Raw genomic sequence first — 18600 nt, forward strand, 5'->3', positions numbered from 1 at the left:
GTTCTTAAACTCCATGGCAAACCTCCGCCAACTCAGGACTGTCAATATGCGCCAGCAACCACTCGATCTTGGCGACAACGGCGCCGACCTGGCCGAGTTCGCGCTGCAAATTGGCGCGCGCGGTGTCAGGGTCTGTTGACCACGCCTCGGTGACAAGGCGCGCGCCGGCACAGATGCGAAGCGCCGCGACGGGCTGTCCCTCGCCGCACCCCAGCGCAACGGGCTGGCCGATCAGGCAGGGTTTGGCCGCGACCACCGCCGCGTCGGCGGACACCATATCCGCCGCATCCCGCGCCAGCGCGCGATATAGCTTCTTGCATTGTTCCAGCGATAACACGCGGTCACCATGCCTGATCACGAATGGAAAGATCGTTCGCTGGGAAAGCTCGTCGTCGTCAGCGCCTTCGCCGTCGGGCCGTTGCTGCGGCGGCAACAGCCGAAGCGATGGCGAGGATGCGATCATCCACTCCACGCCCTCGCCGAAGGTCATCAGCGCTTTCAGGCGAAATTCGTCGGGCACGGCGTAATAGGCCCTGATTTCCTCGAGCGCCGCTTCCCAGCGCAGCCATTGGCCGAGATTGGCCCGGATCGGGAAACGCGACCGCAAGCCCGGCCAGTTTTTCGGCCAGTCGCTGCGGCTGGTGTATTCAAGAAGTCCGGGTGCGATTTCCGCGGCCGCATCGAAGTCCGGCGCCAGCGCCGAGGGTACCAATAGCGCACCGCTGAAGGGCGGGCCGGTGAAGAACTTGGAGCCCGTAACGATCACCAGATATCCGCGATCGAGATATTTTCGCAGCCGCGTGCGGCCAAGACGCATCTGGCAGGCGTCGACAACGACCTGGACCTGATCCGGCCAGCGCATCGAGATCTCGTCGAGGCATTGCTCGCTCGGGGCCCGCCATCCGAACTTCGAGGAGTCCATGACCTGCAGCAGCACATGGCTTCCATTGGCGATGGCGCTTTCGACCGCGTCGAGAACCATGGCATCGCTGGCGGCCTGTGGGCGGCTGTCGCCAGCTTCATCGAACAGCCTGAGCGCGATGCTGTCGACGCGATGCGCCAGTCCGGCAATCGGCTCGCCTTTTCGAACCGGGCTGCCGCTCGCCGTCGCCGCGCTGAAATGATTTCCGCGCGCGGTATTGACGGTTCCGCTGCCGGTTTGATCGGCGGCCACGATGATCGTCGTCAAAGGGTCGCCGAGCCGCGCCCGCGTCAGGAACAGCGCCTGCAGCTGCGCGTCGGTGCCCGACGGAGAAAACACGACGTCGGCCTGGGTCCGGGACAGTCCGAGACAGGTCTTCAATTCGTCGCGCATGGCCTCAACGCGGGCATCGAACGCCGCGTCGATGCCGACGGCAATGGCGGACTGCATCATCGAATCCCGCGCCTCGCGCGCGCGATCGTAAGCGCGCGGCGAAATCGATGTCGCCGTACTGGAGGAAAAGCTCAGCGTATCCGGGCAAGGAAACGGCTGGCAGCCATATTCATTGACCCCGCTCGCGGGGTTGATGGTCAGTCGCGGATCGCCGCCGCCGCTGAGCAGACGGTCCAGCGGCGCGAACAACTCGGCCATGGTGGAAGCGGAGCGGGATTGATCCCGCCAGATCGCCTTCTCGGCCACTTGTTCGGCCATTTGCAATCGAACACCACGGTCAAGCATTGCTAGGACCCCACGCCAATACCGCCGTGCGTGGCCGGTGGCGACAAAAAGGCTTCAAGGGCAGCCAACGCGGCGTCAGCCTGCTTTCCGAAAAGTAAACAGCTATGGTTAACGAAAGCTTTATATCGGGCCTCCTGTCGGGCCTCGCGCCCTGCCGGCATTGCCTGCCACGGCAGTGACCGCGGCTTACCCACCGGCCGGAAGGTACTTGGTCAGCGTGAGCTGGGCGAGCATCGAGGTGACCTCGTAGGACGCCGACAGGGTGTTCTGCAGCGCCAGGATCTGGCTCGAGACCTCCTCCGTCGAAACGGTCTCGGTGTTGTCGACGATATTCTGCAACTGGGTCGTGCTCTGGGTTTGCCGGGCAGTGGCTCCCTGCATGATGGTTTGCGCGGCGGCATAATCGGTTTGAATATCCGAAATGGTCTGCTGGCCGGGCTGGGCTGTCAGGTTGGTCGCGGTGCGCGAGCTCAGCGCCGCGACCGCCGCGGCCGAATTGGTCGCCGTCGGCGAGACCGTGACGGCGGCGAATACCGCGACGCCCTGGAGCTGCTGGCGAATGGCCTGTTCATTGGCCTGCGTGCCGTATTGAACGGATATCCCCGAATCGACCCGGGCCGTCTCCGACGCACGCGCCGAACTCAGCGGCCCGGAATTGCCGGTGTACCAGGCCACCGTGTCGGCCGAGCCATTGACCAGCGATGTCGCCGAACTCAACGGCGAGCCCGAGACCCGCAGCGGCGGCTGGACCGCCGTGATGGTGGAGGAACTGAAACCGAGCGCCGCCAGCGCGGCGATCGCGGTCGGGCTCGAAGCCGTGATGTTCAGGCCCGCGGGGCTGTCGGAGTTCAGCGTCACCGCGCCATTGCTGACGGTCGACGGCGTCGCGGTGCCGGTAATGGAGTCGATCGTGGACAGGAGATCGCCAACGTTTGCGTTTGCGAGGTTGACGTAGGAGGTATTGGCGGCGCTGCCGGCAGTTGCGGGGGGCGTATAGAACTGGATCGTCTTGCCGTCGACGGTGAGCGTGTCACCTGATGCGAAACCGCTGGTCAGCGAATCCGAGCCCGAGGTACCGGACAAGGCCGTGGCAGCGGAGATCACTTCCGGCGCGGTCTTAACCGCGGTTCCGGAGGCGGTTGTGCCCGTAACGGTGCCGCTGAAGCCGAGCGCCGCGAGGGCGCCGGCGGGCGAACTCGAGACCGTCATGCTCCCGACACTGTCGTTCAGCGTGACCACGCCGCCGCCGCTGACGGTCGACGGAGTCGCAGTGCCCGTGATCGCGTCAATTTTGGACAGCAACGTGCTGACGCTGTCGGTCACGTTGACCTGATTGCCGGTGGCGCCGGACGCGACAAAGGTGATCGGCGTGCCGTTGACGGTGATGGTGTCGCCGGCCGCGAAACTGGGGGATACCGAGTTGGTACCGGAGGCGCCGGATAACAGCGTCGTGCCCGTGACGGGTACGGGAGCCGCGCTGGCGGCGACGGTGCCGGACACGGTTGCGGTCGGATCGAAGAAATCATTGCCGGCGGCAACCGCGGAGGCGGCCACCAGCGTGGTATTGGCCAGCGTGCCGATCGCGGTGTTCAGCGCCGTGTTCAGGTTGGCGGCGGTCGCGGTCGGGGTCGCGCCGATGGTGAAGCTGCCGGCGGGCGGCGGCGATGCGCTCGACGCCGTCAACGAAACCGAGGCGGTGGTACCGTCAGGCAGATTGAAGGTGAGGCTCAGCTGGTCGCCCGGATTGGGATTGGTGGCGCCCAGGCTGACCGAAACGCTGGCCGGCGAACCGGACGGACCGGTCACGGTCGCGCCGGTCAACGACGACGATACCGAATTCAGTTTGAGGCCGAACGGCGAACCGGCGACGTCTTCGGAGACCGAAACCGACGTCGAGGGCGTCGTGGCCGGCGGCGTAATCAGCAGACGGCCAAGGCCGGTGGTGCCGTCCGCCTGCGCCCGCTCCGATATCACCTGCTTCAACCCGGCCTCAGTGCCGCTGCCGTTCATAATGGTGTCGACCGAGGCGACCGAGGGCGTGTTGTCGGCACTGCCGGAAAAGATGAAATTGTTGCCGACCTGGGTATTGAGAATGCCCACGATCGACGACAGCTCGGTCTGCGCGTTCTGCTGCGCGATGGTTTGTCCGGTGCTGTTGAGCGCCTGCGGCGTGCTGGCGGCGTCGCTCTGCACCTGCCCGGTGATCTGGGTCAGCGACGTCAGCGCGGTGTTGGCCGCGTCGATGGTGGTGTTGACGTTGGTGATGGTGTCGGTGAACGCGGAAATCTGCGCGAGCTGCGATCGCGCCGCGATAGCGAAATCCTCCCCGGTACCCATGCCGGAATAGGTGGTCGATTTCTCTCCGGTGGCGAGTTGCGTCGACAGGGTGTTGAGCTGGGTGTTGAGGTTCTGCACCGCCTGCGTGAACAGCGAGCTACCAAATCCTACACTACTGATTGACATCTGGATCGCCTTACAGTTGAGCCTGGAGCAGGGTATTCATCATGCTTTGCACGACCGACATCACGTGAGCATTGGCCGCATAGGAATTCTGCAGCGCGATCAGGTTCGACATCTCGGTGTCGATGCTGACGCTGGAGGTGGAATTGAACTTCTGCTGCAACGTGCTGACCACGACGTCCTGGCCTTGCTGCAATTGCGTCGCCGACGTCGCCGCATTGGCCTGCAGGCTGAGGAACTGCTGCATGTAGCTCGGGATCGTGCCCGTGAGCGGCGTCGGGTTTGAACCCAGTCCGGTTGACGGCGAGTAGGTAAAAGTGGCCGACGTCAGTTGCGAATAGATGAAGTCCGAGCGCGTGGTGTCGCCGGACGGCGTGGCCGGCGACGTGCTGTAGACCGTGAGATTCGACGGGCTATTAAGCAGCGCCTGATTGACGGTGATGCGCCCGGCAAGGCCGGTCATTTCCGAGCCGGCGCCGGTGATCGCGCCGGTGTAAACCGACCCGGCGTCCGTGAACAACGGCAATTGAGGGCTGCCGCTGGTCAACGACGACACCGTGGTGGTGACGGACGCTGAATTGACGGTCGTGCCCCCCGAACCGTTATTGAGCACCTGCAGCGTCGAACCGGAAGGATTGGAAAATATCAGGTTGCCGGCGCCGAGCGCCGCGTTCAGTTGTGTAACAACCGACGCCATGCCGCCGGAGAAATTGATTCCGATCAGCTTCGGATTGGCGTTGGTCGCGTTCGCCAGCGGCAGCGCGGATGGATCGCTCACGCTCACGATCGAGAAATTCTGCTGGGTATTGGTGGTATTGTTGGTGACGGTGAGATTGATGGTGTTGCCCGGCACCATGTTCGCCGTATTGAGCGTAAAGCCGTTCTGCGATCCCGAAGTGACCGCCGTGCCAGCCGTGGTCTGATCGGACAGCGAGCTGGAGAGCGTAGCCGCCATCTGATCGACCTGGGACTGGGCCTGCACCAGAGTCGTGTCGCGCAATGTCAGGTCGGCGGCGATCTTTCCCGAAGAGATCACGTTGTTGGCCACCACATCCATGCCGGCGCCATTCGGCAGCGTGATCGTCAGCGATCCCACGCCGGATTTGGTCGGGTCGGTGTTGTACAGCGAGTTCGCGTTCAGCGTGCCGGGCGACGTGAAGGTGAACTGGGACGCCTGGCTGCCGCCGACAAGCTGAATACCGGAGTTCGTGAAGAGGCTGACCTGATTGTTGCCGGACGTTGAGACCCGGACATCCATCAAACTTGACAGGTCGGTGATCGCGTTGTCGCGCTGATCCTCCAGCGACGCCGCGGCCGGATCGGTCGGACTTAAACCCTGCAACTGCGTGTTGAGCGACGCGATCTGGTTCATATCCGTGTTGGCCTCGCCCACGGACGAGCCGAGATCCTGCTCCACGTTGGTGCGCAGCGACTGGATGCCCTGCGTGGTTGAATTGAGTTGCTGCGCCAGCGCTTGCGCCGCCGCCAATGCCGTGACCTGGGTGGTCTGTCCGCCCGAGCTCGTCGATAGCGCCTGAATCGCGGTGGTAAAGTTGTCGTACGCGGTTTCAAGCGTACCGGTGCTGCCGGGCGTCCCGTAGACACTCTGCAGCTGGCCCAGAATATTCGACGTCTGGTCGGCATAGCCACTGCCGCCGGTCTCGGTCCACAACTGGTTCTGGACAAAGGTGTCGAGTGCGCGGTTGACGCCGGTGGTCTGAACGCCCGTGTCGTAGCCACCACTGGCCAGTGCGGACTGGTTGGCGCTCTCGGTGATGTAGCCCGCGGTCTGGGCGTTGGCGATGTTCGACGACGTAATCGACAGCGCCGCCTGGTTGGCGGTCAGACCGGACATCGCAGTGGCAAGGGCTGAACTCAAACCCATCTTTATTGCCCGCCTTGAATTACGTCATGCCGGGTGCCAGCGCCGATCAGCGCAGCACGTTCAGCAAATCCTGCACCATGTCGTTGGCCGTGGTGATTACCTTGGTATTTGCCGAATAGGCCTGCTGGGTCACGATCAGCTTGGTGAATTCGTCGGCGATGTCGGTATTCGATCCTTCGAGCGCCGAACCACTGATCGTGCCTGACGCGCCGGTGATGGCCGGCCCGGACTGTTCCGTCACGGCATAGGCTTCGCCGCTGAGGGCCTGCAGGTAATTGGTGCCGTTGAAGTGCGACAGCGTAACCGCAGCCAGATCGATATTCTGGCCGTTGGAGAACGTGCCGACCACGAGGCCGTTGTCGTTGATGGCCACCGACTGAAGCTGACCGGCCGCATAGCCGTTCTGCGTGATGGTGCCGATGGTGGCGGTGCCGCCGGTAGAGGCAAATTGCGTCAGGGCACCGCTGCTCATGTTGAACTGGAGCGACCCAAGCTGTTGACCGTTCACCTGCATATTCGGGATGGTGATGCCCGAACCCGACGGGCTCGTCAGATCGCCGTTGGAATTGAACACAAAATTGGTGCCGGCATTGACCCAGGCGGCCGTGGTGCCGGTAGCAGTCGAGTCGGTCTGATAGAACAGATTCCAGGTGTTGGTATGCCCGGCGCCCAGACTGGCGCTGTCGGTCATGGCCCATCGCAGCTGGACGTTGACCGGCGTTCCCGCCGAATTGTAGACCGTGACCGCGCCGCCGCTGATGCTTTCATTGTCAAACGTGGTGACGTCGTTGCCGATCACGATTCCGGTACCGGTCGAACCGCCTCCGGTTCGCGTCGCCGTCTCGGGACTGGGCAGTCCAAGCGCTACGTATCCGGCTGCGTTACTGGAGACAGTAAGATCGTTTGCGGTACCCGTATTCAGCGTGATCGCGCCGCCGGTGACGCTCGACGCCGTACCGGTATTGCCGGTAATCGTATCGATCGCAGTGAGGATGTTCGCGACCGTGCCGGTGCCGAGATTGATGTTGGCACCGGTGGTCGAGTAGCTCGTGGCAGGGCCGCCGGCCGCGTTGAAGGTGATCGTGTGGCCGTTGACGGTGATCGTGTCACTTGCGGTAAATTGCGAGGACAGCACGCTCGCACCGGTCCCTGACAGTGCCGTGGCGCCGGTGATCGCAGTTCCACTCGAGTCCGTCGTAACGGCACCGGTCACGGAGCTGCTGACGTAAGGCACCGCGGGTGTGCCCGCCACCACCGGGTTATTGGTACCGAAATCGGTGGCGTTAAGGCCGCCGGCCGCGGTGATCGTTTTAGCGGTGGCGGTGGGGCTTGCCGTCGTGACCGGCACGGTCGGAAGGTTGGCGGCGTACTGCACGGCCGTGGTGGCCTGCGCCGGAACGAAGTTGTCGGAAAAATTCAACACCGTCGGAACGCTGCCGGTCGGGTTTCCGGTCTTGGGATCGACCGTGGTTCCCATCAGATAGTAGCCGGCGCCGTTGACGAGATAGCCGTTGGCATTGACCTGGAAATCACCGGCGCGGGTATAGTCGGTGATGCCGCTAAAGACCGGCTGATTGTCCACCGTGCTGGTCGGGGCCTGCACCGAGAAGAAGCCGTCGCCATTGATCGCCATATTGGTCGCGACGGTCGATGCGGTGACGGTACCTGCCGTCGTCAGCGTCTGTTGCGAATAGGCCGTGACGCCTCCTGCGGCTTGCGCGCTCGGCGTCGTTGCATCGGCAACGAGATCCTCGAAAGTGGTATCGATGCCTTTGTAACCGATGGTGGAGGCATTCGCGATGTTGCCGGAAATGTTCTGCAGGGCGAAGGATTGAGCCTGCAAACCGCTAACCGCAGTCGTGAGCGCGTCGAAGATACCCATAACGTTGTCTCCACATTCGATCCGGACGGCCCGCCGGCATTGCCAGGCCGTGACCATCATCGAGCGAGACATCGCAATCGCCGTGCCAAATACGAAAATGTATTTGATTCAACGGCTTAAATTAAAATGCCCCGGTCCAAAGACCGGGGCACAATTGCCGGGCGGGCAACAATTGCCGGGCGAAGCCGGTCCTGTTCAGCTCGCCGTCGGCGTGGCCGGATGAAACAACAGGGCGAAGCCGTCCATGCAGTAGCGCAGCCCGGTCGGCTTCGGCCCATCGTCGAAAACGTGGCCGAGATGACCGCCACAGCGGCGGCAGTGAATTTCGGTCCGCAGCATCCCGAAGGTGCGGTCTTCGGTCTTGCCGACGGCGTTTTCGAGCGGCTGATAAAAGCTCGGCCAGCCGGTACCGCTCTCGAATTTCGTCTCCGAGGAGAACAGCGGCAGATCGCAGCCGGCGCAGGCGAAGATGCCCTTGCGATGCTCCTTCAGCAGCGGGCTGGTCCACGGCCGTTCGGTGCCCTCCTTGCGCAGGATGTCATATTGCTGCGGCGTCAGCTGCGCCCGCCATTCCGCATCGGTCTTTTCGACCTCGAATTTCTCCGCGGCAATGGCCGGGGAACCTCGCAACCAGCGCAAGGCGGCAAAGCCCAGTAAACCAGCGGCAGACGCGAGCAGGATACGGCGGTCGATCATGATGGTCTCCGTGCAAAGCGAAAACGAATTGTTCGCTCTCAAATACGGGGCGCGACGACGGAAGTTACACCGATCCCGGCGGAAATTTCTCACTTTCCTGCGAGTGCCCCGCCCCGGCTTCGCTTTCGACAATGGTTCCTGCGCCAATGGTTCCTGCGCCAGAGTTTCCTGGACCAGGGGTTCCTGCCGCGGAATTTGCTGCCGCGGCAGGCCTTGGAAGTTCAGGCCTTGGACGTTCGGGACGCGGCCGGCCCGGCCGTGGCGGGCGGGTTCCGGCCTGCCGGTTGGCCTCGGCCAGACGCGCATCGCGGATGCGCTCCTTGGCCCGCGCCCTCTCGCGGTAGCGCGCCAACGCGCCGGCCGCGGCGGAGCTTCCCCGCCCCCAGATCCCGATCATGTGTCCGGCGACCCGTCCGGTCGTCCCCCCGGCCCAGACCAGTTCGAACGGCGAAAACAGCCGCCAGCGTTCGTCGCCCCACAGAATACTGCGCGCAATCAGCTGCCCGGCCATCGCCGATGTGTTCATGCCCTGGCGGCCGAAGCCGCTGGTGACCCACAGACCGCGACGCAGCTGGCCGATCTGCGGCATGCCGTGCACGGTGTGTCCGACCGCGCCGCCCCAGACCTCTGAAATCTCAACCCGCCCGAGTCCCGGAAAAATCGTGCGGATTCGACGCGCAATGGCCGGCGCAAAACGTTCCGGCCGCGCATCCCAGGTGGTCTCCGGACTGGCCCACATCAAGCGGTCGCCATCCACGATCCGGAACTGATCGATGCCATCGGTATCGGTCACCGATCCCTGAAACGTAATGGCCTCGGCCAGCCGCTCGCCGAGCGGCGCAGTCACCGCGGCGTAGCGCCAGACCGGCAGCAATGTTTCCGACAGCCGCCGCAACGGCGCGCCGAGATGGATATTGCCGGCGAGCACGATATGCGATGCGCGCAGCCGCGCTGACGGCGTTACGATGCGCTTGCGAATGCCCGAGGAATCGATGCTGACGACCGGCGTGTCCTCGAAAATCCGCGCCCCCGCCCGCCGCGCCAGCGCCGCCAGACCGTGGACATATTTGCGGCCGTCGACCTGAAACGCCTTGGGATAATACACGCCGTGAAAATAACGATCGGTCTTGAGATGCTCGCGGACGCGATCGACCTGCCAGCCTTCGACTTCGGTTTCGAAATCCTCACCGAGCATCTGCAGCCGGCTGATCAGCTGATCGCCGGCATCGACATTGGAGACTTCAAGCGCGCCCTCGCTGAGCGCGATGCCCGGCATCAATTGTTCCGACGCATTGGCCCGAATCGACTCGGCGCCCTGCTTCGACAACGCCCAGAGTTCGCGGGCGTCCTCGAAGCCGATCCGCGCGATCAGGTCTGCGATCGGCAAACCGAAACCCGGCATGACAGTGCCGAGCTGATGGCCGGATGCGTTCCAGCCGACGTGCCGGCCTTCGAGAACCGCAACACTGGCACCGAGACGCGCCGCCTCCAGTGCCACCGTGAGGCCGGCGAGCCCGGCGCCGACGACGCAAATGTCGGCATCCAAATCGAACGAAAGCCGCGCACGTTCGCGCATCGTCCCGCTGTCAGGGCCGTCGGTCGTGCTTGTGGAAGTCTGGTTCATGCTGTTTTCTTACGGACCGATCAGGCGCTTGTCACCTTGTCCTGAAAGCTGGCTTGTACATTAATCGGCAGGCTTGAAACGAATCGAGATCGCGCCATGCGCCGTTTGCTGCTGCTGCGTCATGCCAAGACCGAAACCGACGCACCGAGCGGCCGCGATCAGGACCGCCGGCTCGACGACCGTGGCCGGCGCGACGCCGCCGAGATCGGCGGCTGGATCGGCCGACACCCGCCTGTCCCCGATTCCGTGCTGGTTTCGACCGCGATCCGGGCGCGTCAGACCTGGGAAATCGCCTGGGAGGCGATGAAACGCCTGGTGCCGCAGCCGCAGGTGGAAACCCTGCCGGAACTCTATGGTGCCGATCCGTCGCGGCTCCTGCAAATCATCCACTCGGCCTCCGCGGCCGATCCGCAGCGGCTGATGGTGGTCGGCCACAATCCGGGCATGCATGAACTGGCACTCGCGCTGACCGGCGGCGGCCATGCCGCCGGTCACAAGGCGCTCGGCGAAAATCTGCCGACATCGGGCCTGGCGGTGTTCGACTTCGCGGTCGACGACTGGGCAGATGTGGCATTCCGCCGCGGACGGCTGGTGCAGTTCCTGAGCCCGAAATTGCTCAAGCAGGGTTCCGACGACTAGCGCATGATCCGCCGGAACCGAGCCGTCAATTTATGCTAGGCTGATGCCGAACAGGGAGGCGCAGGTGTTCAACTCCATTCTCGTGCCGCTTGATCTTGCCGATACCGATCTGGCGAAACCCGCGATTGCGACAGCGGCGACGCTGTCGCAAACCTGGAGCGGCTCGGTGCGCCTTCTGAACGTGTTGCCGATGACGCCGGTGATGCTGGCGGAATATGTGCCCCCCGATTTCGACGTCCAGCAGCGCCAGACCTCCGAGGAGGCGCTGGCCATCGTGGCGCGCGAATCCGGCATCGATGCCGCGCGCATCTCCAGCGTGGTCCGGCAAGGCGGCATCTATCACGAGATCCTCGAAGAGGCCGCGGCGATCAAGGCCGATCTGATCGTGATGACCTCGCACCGGCCGGCGATGCGAACCTATTTTCTCGGCTCCAATGCCGGCCATGTCGTGCGCTATGCCAAATGCTCGGTGCTGGTGGTGCGGCACTAACTAATTTGCTCAGATCGAACAACGGAGGTCCGCGGTGAAAAACTGGTGGCGGAAATGGAGCTACGAAATTCCATTGGCCTTCGGTGACGCGCTCTGGGACGTGCTGGTGGTGCAGTTCGCCGATTTTCTCTCTGGGCTTACCGTCCGGCGGGTGCTGGAATTTGTCGCCATCGCGCTGCTGGTGATGGCCTTTGTCCAGACCGTACCGATTGAGCTGGCGTTCCTGTTCGCCGGCGACACACTGACGTATCTGGAATTCGTCGTGATTCTCCGGCTCGCCGCCGGCAGAGAGCACTTTCTGGATGCGCTGCATCTCGCAGCGCGGTTGGCCCGGTTTGCGATCCGCGTGATGCGAGCCGCGATCGATCGCTCGATCACAGCCATCAGCAGGCTGCGTGAACGGCGCAACCCGGCACGCCCGACCAAACCTCGCCTGTCCGATCCATCCGACGAGGGCCGAGGCTTTGGAGCGGCATGGGGTGCGTGGGCGACCGCGTGACACTTACGGCAGTAACGCCTTCGGCAAGTGATCGAACGAATACGCCAGCGGCCGGTTGCGCCGGACGAAGCCACCGACCTGCCACGCGAACAAGGCAGTGAAGCCGACCAGAAACAAGGCGCCGGCGAATTCACCGGTGGCGAGGGCGCGAACCAGAAGTCCGGATATCGCCATCGCGACCAGCGTCAATAGGCCAATCGCGCAAGCATAGATCCGCGGCGTCAGACCACCGGCCAGTTTAGCTTGGCTCGCGGCCAGTGCCATCCGCGCATGCAGCGCCGTGATGAACAGGCGATAGTCCTGGTCCTGTGGCGCCATCAGGGCCGCGCTCTGCCAGGAGGTCGAGAGAATGGTGATGCGTGCGCCGTCGGTATGGCCGATGTCGGCGCGAAACCGGCGCGACTGCATCGACACCGGCCGGTACGACAACCGGATAGCGCTGATATCGGCGTAAGGCCACACCGCGGATTTGCCGGCGATCCGCCATGACAAGCCTGCGTCGGTCAGCTCGAACAGATGCGCCGCGCCGATCAGCGAGGCCTTGTAGGCGTAACGGGTGCCGGGCGCGCCGTCCGCCGCTGTCGTTGCCGGGTTTTGCAATGGCTTGGACAATCCTTAGACAATCCCTCAGGTAATCACTTGGGCAATCCGATGAACCCGCTCAGGGCGGCGCATGCCAGATCGCGTGTCGGCTTGCGTGCGTCGCCGACTTTATCTTACAAGCGCAGCATGGCCGAGACGACTTATTTTCCCCGCCGCCTGATCCTCGCCGGCGCCATGATTTCCGGCGTGCTGCTGGCGCTTGCCGTGCACATGCTCGGCGCCCGCTTCGGGCTCGATCTCGGCGGGTTGTGGCGATCCGATACCCGCCAATTCATGCCGGCGGGCTCGGCGATCGCCTGGTGGCTGATCGCGACGGTCGGTTTCAGCGGGGGCTATTTCACCGCGACGCTGATGGACAGCGCGGTATCGGGACAAATTCCGCAGCGGATGCGCCAGTTCCTGATCGCGGTCGGCGTGCTGGTGCTGGCGGGCGCCGGCCAGGCCGCCTCGGCGCCGAGCCCGGTCCCGACCATCTCGGGCGTGCTGGCGGGATTGGCGGCGCTGTGCCTTGGCGCGGCGATGGCGTTCTGCGGCGCGCATTTTGCGCTGCGCAAGGCTTGAACCTAACAAGGCTTGAGAACCTGACAAGACCGCAGCCCCTATCGCCCCGCGGTATCCGCCTCCGGGGATGAAGCGCCGCGCCAGATCGCCGCTCCCGCTGCGAGCAGAAGGCATGCCGAGATGATCAGCGATTGATGCGCGCCCGTCATGAAAGTGCTCGACTGGCCGACCAATGAGCCGAACAGCGCGACACCCAGCACGCTGCCGGTTTGCCGGGTCGCGTTGAGTACGCCGGCGGCAATGCCCGAGCGCGACTTTTCGACGCTTCCCAGCAGCGTTGACGTCAGCGGCGGCACCAGCAAACCAAGGCCGCCGCCAATGACCGTCAATTGCGCCCAGATTTCCCAGTAGCTGGTGCCGCGCTCAATTCCAATTAGCGCAAGACATCCGAGCGCCGACAGCGCAGCGCCGACCGCGATCGCCGCTGGTGCGCCGATGCGTTCGGCCACACGCGCGGCGACGAGATTGACCGGCAGCACCGCACCCATCATCGGAAGAAACGCAAGGCCGGTCGCCAACGGCGACAATCCGTTGACGCGCTGGAAATACAGGCTGAAGACAAAGATCAGTCCGTAGAAGGCGATGTTGACGAGAAGGCCGACCAGCGACGTCAGCGCGAACAGCCGATGTCCGAACAGCGACAGCGGCAGCATCGGTTGCGGCGCGCGCCGCTCCTGCCAAACGAACAGGATCGCCAGCACCGCCGATGCGGCAAAGCCCGCAATCACGAAAGCATTGCCCCAGCCGAGCGTACCGCCTTCGATGATCGCACCGGCGAGACAACCGAGTGCCGCGATCGCCGCGATCTGGCCCGGCAGGTCGATCTCGCGTTGCGGCGACCGTGTGGTTTCGCTGGCATAGCGCCAGCTCAGCCACAGGCCGGCAAGGCCGATCGGCAGATTGACGAGGAAGATTGACCGCCAGCCGACCAGCGCGATGAGCGCGCCGCCAAGCAGCGGCCCGGAGATCAGTGCAAAGCTGGCGCCCGCGGCCCAAATTCCCACCGCGCGGCCGCGCTGCTTTTCATCCGGATAGGCGTGGCTCAGCAAAGCAAGGGAGTTGGGGACCAGGGTGGCCGCACCAAGTCCCTGGACAGCTCTTGCCCCGATCAGGATGACCGCGTTGGGCGCCAGCGCGCATCCAACCGACGCGGCCGTGAAGATGGCGAAACCCGCCATGAAAACCCGCTTGGCGCCGATGCGGTCGCCCAGCGCGCCCGCCGTGAGGATGAAGGCGGCAAAGGCGATCGTGTAGGAGCTGACAACCCATTGCAGCTCGGAAACGCCGCCGCCCAACGACGTGCCGATGCTGTCGAGGGCGGTGTTGACGATGGTGACGTCGAGCTGGACCACGCCGTAGCCGAGACTCATGGCCGCGAGCGTCAGCGACGTTGAGAGGCTCGAACGCGCCGGTTTCGGTCCCGAACCGGACGTCACGCGCGCATCCGGCAATGATCGGAACTTAAGGGAAGTGCTTCGCATGGGTTACCTCAATTCGAGGAACCAACGCGGGATAAATGTTTCCGTTGCAGACAAACGCTTCGACCACCATCGAAGTATCCATGCGAAGCGGGATCACGGACCGCTTTCGTGGGACACAAGTTTGCGTCAGACGCCGACTGAGCCCGGGCGTTTCGGCAATTGCACGTCCCAGGCGAGCCCGAGCAAAACCAGCAAACGCAGCAGCAGATAGGTCAGGTCGATTTCCCACCAGTGCCGCTGATTGGAGGCGGAGTTGGGGTCGGCATGGTGATTGTTGTGCCAGCCCTCGCCGCTGGTGATGATCGCCACCAGCGCGTTGTTGCGGCTGTTGTCGTCGGTCTCGTAGTTGCGATACCCGAACAGATGCGGAAACGAATTTCCGCACCACGTCACGTGCCAGACCAGCACGGTTCGGACCACGACGCCCCAGAGCCACAGGCTGGCGCCGAATTGCAGCGCCTCGCCGCTGGTCCCGCCAAGCGCCAGTTCGATCACAAAGCCCGCGGCAAAATACACCAGCGACTGCGCCAGCGTGATCCACACCACGGCGCGCTCGATCCATCGATAGAATTTGTCGCGGATGATGTCACGCGCATAGCGGTCATAGGCCACGCCGCGGCGAAGGTCGGTGTTTTCGAGAAACAGCCAGCCGATATAGGACCAGAACAGGTTGACCAGCGGACTGTGCGGGTCCGCCCGATCGTCGGCGCGGTGATGGTGCAGGCGATGCGTGGCCACCCAGCGCGCGGGTGTATCCTCGACGCAGCAGACCGCGATGATTGCAAAACTATGCTCCAGCCACAGCGGGCAGCTGAAGCTGCGGTGGCTCAGCAGCCGGTGATAGCAAAGGTTGATGCCGGCGGCGCCGAAGACGTAGACCCCGATCACCGCGAGCGCGGCGCCGGTCCGGCTGAAGAACCAGGGCAGCAACGCCAGCAAGGCAAGCAGGTGATAGGATCCGACCGCGAAAGCGTACCGCCAATTGATCCGGCGTTGGCTGACGCCGATCGGAAGCGGCAGGGACTGCGCGCGGTAAGCCACGACAGCCGCGTCGGCGTGGCCGATTTCGTTCATCAATTGACCCTGCCTTGCGATGTGAGCAGGGGTTGTACACCGCTTTTGGCCAATCCCCGCACGGAATGTTGCGGAATTACCGGGCCAAGGCGGATTTTCAAGGCGGATTTGGAGCTATTATGGGCTTCCTGCCCCGGGGACCTGCCCCTCCCTTCACCGACGCAAAACGCCGCGCGGACACTGCCCGCGCGACGTTTTGTCTCAATCCTGCTGAACCAATCCCGCTAAACCCAATCCAGCTGGAACCCAATCCAGCTGAACCCGAGAGATCAGCTGGCCGCGCGAAGATTGATCCTGCTCTCCGCCAGCGTGGTCAGCTTCCTGTCGGTCGCCTTTTCCTCATCGAGGGTCTTCTGCAGAACGCTGGCGCAATCGTTGCGGCCGAGCTGCTTGGCCCACGCGATCAGGCTGCCATAGCGCGTGATCTCGTAGTGCTCTGCGGCCTGGCCGGCGTTGATCAGCGCCGCATCCAGCACCGACCTGTCCGCGACCTCGCCGGCGACCTCGTCCGCTTCCCTGATGATGCCGTCGATCGCCGGACAGTCGACCGCCTTCACCTCGATACCCTGCATCTGGAACACCTGTTCGAGGCGCTGCACATGCGTTTTGGTTTCTTCGAGATGGCTCAGAAAACCCTGCTTAAGCTGCCTGTCAGTAGCCTTCTCGGCCATTTTCGGCAGCGCCTTCACGAGTTGCTTTTCGGCATAATAGATGTCCTGCAGCTGATGCACGAACAGGTCGTTCATGGTCTTGATGTCCTTGGTGAAGAGTCCCATCGCGAGTCCTTCTTTGGTTCGGGAACACAACTGCACGGCCCGTTGATCGCCGGCACGCAGACATGTTCGATGGCTGATGCAGCGCTAACCGACAGGCCGCGCGGTTGTTCCTGCCATGGGTTGAAAACACGGGCGCGGAATCGCGACATCGGCCGCGGTGGAACGCAGCCAGAACAAGACCCAAGGTCCGATCGAGGCGCGATCAAGGCCAAGTCACGTCAAGGCCAAGTCACGGACCGATCACGGCCCCATCAAGACTCGATTCCGGCACGGCGCGGCCCTATGTAGGAGTGGGGGACGGTCGCGCTGATCCGGGGCCCAAGCTCGCGTTGTCAAGGACTGCACAACGGGACGTTTTTGGCTTATGGGTCTTCGTTCCGGAGCCATCGGCGGCTGCCAGCCAATGATCGCTTCGGAAAGGCCTGCAAATGGTTGCCGCCCTGCCGGGAGGAAGAATGCATCGACTGCTGACCACGCTCGGGCGTGGCTTCAAGGAGCGGATCGGCTGGAAACGGCTCGGGATTGCCGCGAGCCTCCTCATCATCGCCTTTGCGATCACGACGCTGGTCCATACCCTCAAGGGCGTCGACACCGGCGTGATCCTGATCGCGCTGACCGAGATCTCCCCCCATCGCATCGTGCTCGCCGGGCTGTGCGTGATCGGCGCGTTCTGTACGCTGACATTCTATGATTTCTTCGCGCTGCGGACGATCGGCAAGAAGCACGTGCCCTACCGGATCGCCGCCCTGTCGAGCTTCACCAGCTATTCGATCGGCCACAACATCGGCGCCACCGTATTCACCGGCGGTGCGATCCGTTTCCGGATCTATTCGGACTATGGCCTAAGCGCCGTCGATGTCGCCAAGGTCTGCTTTCTCTCCGGCCTGACCTTCTGGCTCGGCAACACCTTCGTGCTCGGCATCGGCATGGCCTTACACCCCTGGGCCGCCTCGGCGATGGACCAACTGCCCCCCGCGATCAACCGGCTGATTGCGCTCGGCGCCATCGCCGCCATCGTCGCCTATTTTGTCTGGCTCACTTTGGGCGACAGCCGGCGCGAACTCGGGCAGAACGGCTGGAAGGTGATGTTGCCCTCGGCACCGCTGACGCTGGTGCAGATCCTGATCGGCGTGGTCGATCTCGGATTCTGCGCGCTGGCCATGTATTTGCTGATGCCGATGCAGCCGGACATCGATTTCATTTCGCTGGCGGTGGTGTTCATTCTGGCGACCCTGCTCGGCTTCGCCAGCCATGCCCCGGGCTCCATCGGCGTATTCGACGCCGCGATGCTGGTGGCGCTGCCGGAGTTCGGCAGGGAACAATTGCTGGCCACGCTGGTGGTATTTCGAATCCTGTACTTCATGATCCCCTTCGGCATCGCGATTTCCATCATGGGCGCCCGCGAGCTCTGGCTCAGCGTGGTGCTGCCCTGGCAGGCGCGCCGCAGGCTGAGCGAGGCTTATACGGCCTCCACCACCGCCCCGGCTTCCGCCACCGCACCCACGCCGCGCCGCCCGGTGAAGGTGCTGAAGTCGCAGCAGCGCTGACCCGCCGCCGGCCTCAGCGGTGACGTCGAAGGCATAATGATAAAGTCATGATGATCCGAATTTAGCGGAGCTCTGCCTTAGCGCGCGGGTGTGACGGGCGTAGCGGGCGTGGCGGCTTTTTTCGCGTTGGCGGGCGGCGGCTTGATCGCCGGGGGGGCCGGGGCCGGCAGATATTTGGCCACGATGGCGGGATCGACCGAGGCAAGCTCGGTGTCCGGCAGCCGTTGCCAGGTTTCGTTTTTGCCAAGCAGCGGCGTCAGGACGTAGCCGCGCAGCGTCAGCGCCTGCCCGTCGGGACTGACGCTCATCTTGGCTTTCCAGACCTCGCCGTCACGCGGATCCAGCACGTTGCCGCCCTCATATTCGAGGCCGTTGCGCTTCATGTTGCGGATAAAGGAAATGCCGGCGACCTGCGCATTCTTGCGGTCGTCGGTGCATTTCGAGCAAATCTCGTTCGGATCGAACGGAAAGGTTTTGGCGATCACGCCTTCGAACATGCCGTCGTGATGATCCACCACCAGAACCCACACCACCGGCTTGCCGTCTTCGGTCTTCTGCCACAGCCCCGCGGCAGTGACGTCGGCCGCTCGCCCCGGAAGCACTGCGACAAGCAGCATGGCGAGACCGGTCACGATCGGCATCGTCGGTCGCAATCTGGATCCAGCATTCCACATCGTCATCACCACCTGATCAGCCCATCGATGGCGGAGATTACGGCCATTT

General features: G+C 63.6%; 17 protein-coding genes. 6 read left to right on the plus strand and 11 right to left on the minus strand.

What is annotated here, in order from left to right; genetic code table 11:
- Positions 1-4 precede the first annotated feature (4 nt).
- The 4 genes from ABR948_RS05395 to ABR948_RS05410 all read right to left on the minus strand — a co-directional run bounded on the left by ABR948_RS05395 (position 5) and on the right by ABR948_RS05410 (position 7887).
- Complete coding sequence (locus ABR948_RS05395) at positions 5-1633, minus strand: hypothetical protein (protein ID WP_428114417.1); 1629 nt, start codon at positions 1631-1633, stop codon at positions 5-7.
- A gap of 213 nt (positions 1634-1846) precedes the next feature.
- Positions 1847-4123 carry a beta strand repeat-containing protein gene (locus tag ABR948_RS05400; RefSeq protein ID WP_428114418.1) on the minus strand — a complete coding sequence of 759 codons (2277 nt, stop codon included), beginning with the start codon at positions 4121-4123 and terminating at the stop codon, positions 1847-1849.
- 10 nt (positions 4124-4133) lie between these two features.
- Positions 4134-6005, minus strand: coding sequence for a flagellar hook-associated protein FlgK (gene flgK / locus ABR948_RS05405; RefSeq protein WP_428114419.1), 1872 nt, complete (start codon positions 6003-6005; stop codon positions 4134-4136).
- Positions 6006-6051: 46 nt separating this feature from the next.
- Entirely contained in the window at positions 6052-7887 is a 1836-nt protein-coding gene (locus ABR948_RS05410) for a flagellar hook-basal body complex protein (RefSeq protein ID WP_428114420.1), read from the minus strand.
- A 49-nt stretch (positions 7888-7936) separates the two neighbouring features.
- Here ABR948_RS05410 and ABR948_RS05415 point away from each other — a divergent pair, with 49 nt between their 5' ends.
- Positions 7937-8110 (plus strand): hypothetical protein, encoded by a 174-nt coding sequence (locus ABR948_RS05415; protein WP_428114421.1) that lies wholly within the window; start codon positions 7937-7939, stop codon positions 8108-8110.
- Here ABR948_RS05415 and msrB read toward each other — a convergent pair.
- The gene (msrB, locus tag ABR948_RS05420; protein WP_428114422.1) at positions 8083-8583 is read right to left on the minus strand and encodes a peptide-methionine (R)-S-oxide reductase MsrB; all 501 of its coding nucleotides are present in this window, start codon (positions 8581-8583) and stop codon (positions 8083-8085) included. The two genes, ABR948_RS05415 and msrB, sit on opposite strands and share 28 nt — an antisense overlap.
- 64 nt (positions 8584-8647) lie before the next feature.
- Positions 8648-10207, minus strand: coding sequence for an NAD(P)/FAD-dependent oxidoreductase (locus ABR948_RS05425; protein ID WP_428114423.1), 1560 nt, complete (start codon positions 10205-10207; stop codon positions 8648-8650).
- Between the two features lie 96 nt (positions 10208-10303).
- Between ABR948_RS05425 and ABR948_RS05430 the strand changes: the two genes are divergently transcribed.
- The 3 genes from ABR948_RS05430 (at position 10304) to ABR948_RS05440 (ending at position 11835) form a co-directional block, all read left to right on the plus strand.
- Positions 10304-10846 (plus strand): SixA phosphatase family protein, encoded by a 543-nt coding sequence (locus ABR948_RS05430; protein ID WP_428114424.1) that lies wholly within the window; start codon positions 10304-10306, stop codon positions 10844-10846.
- 64 nt (positions 10847-10910) lie between these two features.
- Complete coding sequence (locus ABR948_RS05435; protein WP_428114452.1) at positions 10911-11336, plus strand: universal stress protein; 426 nt, start codon at positions 10911-10913, stop codon at positions 11334-11336.
- Positions 11337-11370: 34 nt separating this feature from the next.
- Positions 11371-11835 (plus strand): hypothetical protein, encoded by a 465-nt coding sequence (locus ABR948_RS05440; RefSeq protein ID WP_428114425.1) that lies wholly within the window; start codon positions 11371-11373, stop codon positions 11833-11835.
- A 3-nt stretch (positions 11836-11838) separates the two neighbouring features.
- Here the strand turns inward: ABR948_RS05440 and ABR948_RS05445 are convergent, their stop codons facing one another.
- On the minus strand, positions 11839-12447 hold the full coding sequence (locus ABR948_RS05445) for a hypothetical protein (protein ID WP_428114426.1): 609 nt from the start codon (positions 12445-12447) through the stop codon (positions 11839-11841).
- Positions 12448-12564: 117 nt separating this feature from the next.
- On the opposite strand from ABR948_RS05445, the gene ABR948_RS05450 reads away from it, so the two are divergent.
- A complete protein-coding gene (locus ABR948_RS05450; RefSeq protein ID WP_428114427.1) occupies positions 12565-12999 on the plus strand; it encodes a hypothetical protein in 435 nt (144 codons plus the stop codon).
- A 38-nt stretch (positions 13000-13037) separates the two neighbouring features.
- On the opposite strand, the gene ABR948_RS05455 is transcribed toward ABR948_RS05450, so the two are convergent.
- From ABR948_RS05455 to ABR948_RS05465, 3 genes are all read right to left on the minus strand, one after another.
- Positions 13038-14480 (minus strand): MFS transporter, encoded by a 1443-nt coding sequence (locus tag ABR948_RS05455; RefSeq protein ID WP_428114428.1) that lies wholly within the window; start codon positions 14478-14480, stop codon positions 13038-13040.
- Positions 14481-14606: 126 nt separating this feature from the next.
- Positions 14607-15554 (minus strand): acyl-CoA desaturase, encoded by a 948-nt coding sequence (locus ABR948_RS05460; protein WP_428114429.1) that lies wholly within the window; start codon positions 15552-15554, stop codon positions 14607-14609.
- A gap of 269 nt (positions 15555-15823) precedes the next feature.
- Complete coding sequence (locus ABR948_RS05465; protein WP_428114430.1) at positions 15824-16330, minus strand: YciE/YciF ferroxidase family protein; 507 nt, start codon at positions 16328-16330, stop codon at positions 15824-15826.
- A 455-nt stretch (positions 16331-16785) separates the two neighbouring features.
- Between ABR948_RS05465 and ABR948_RS05470 the strand changes: the two genes are divergently transcribed.
- Positions 16786-17877: a lysylphosphatidylglycerol synthase transmembrane domain-containing protein gene (locus tag ABR948_RS05470; RefSeq protein WP_428114431.1), complete on the plus strand. Its 1092-nt coding sequence runs from the start codon at positions 16786-16788 to the stop codon at positions 17875-17877.
- A gap of 77 nt (positions 17878-17954) precedes the next feature.
- On the opposite strand, the gene ABR948_RS05475 is transcribed toward ABR948_RS05470, so the two are convergent.
- Complete coding sequence (locus tag ABR948_RS05475) at positions 17955-18518, minus strand: DUF2147 domain-containing protein (RefSeq protein ID WP_428114432.1); 564 nt, start codon at positions 18516-18518, stop codon at positions 17955-17957.
- Positions 18519-18600: the final 82 nt, after the last annotated feature.

Origin of the sequence: Bradyrhizobium sp., assembly GCF_050014615.1 — a bacterium.
Classification (GTDB): Bacteria; Pseudomonadota; Alphaproteobacteria; order Rhizobiales; family Xanthobacteraceae; genus Bradyrhizobium.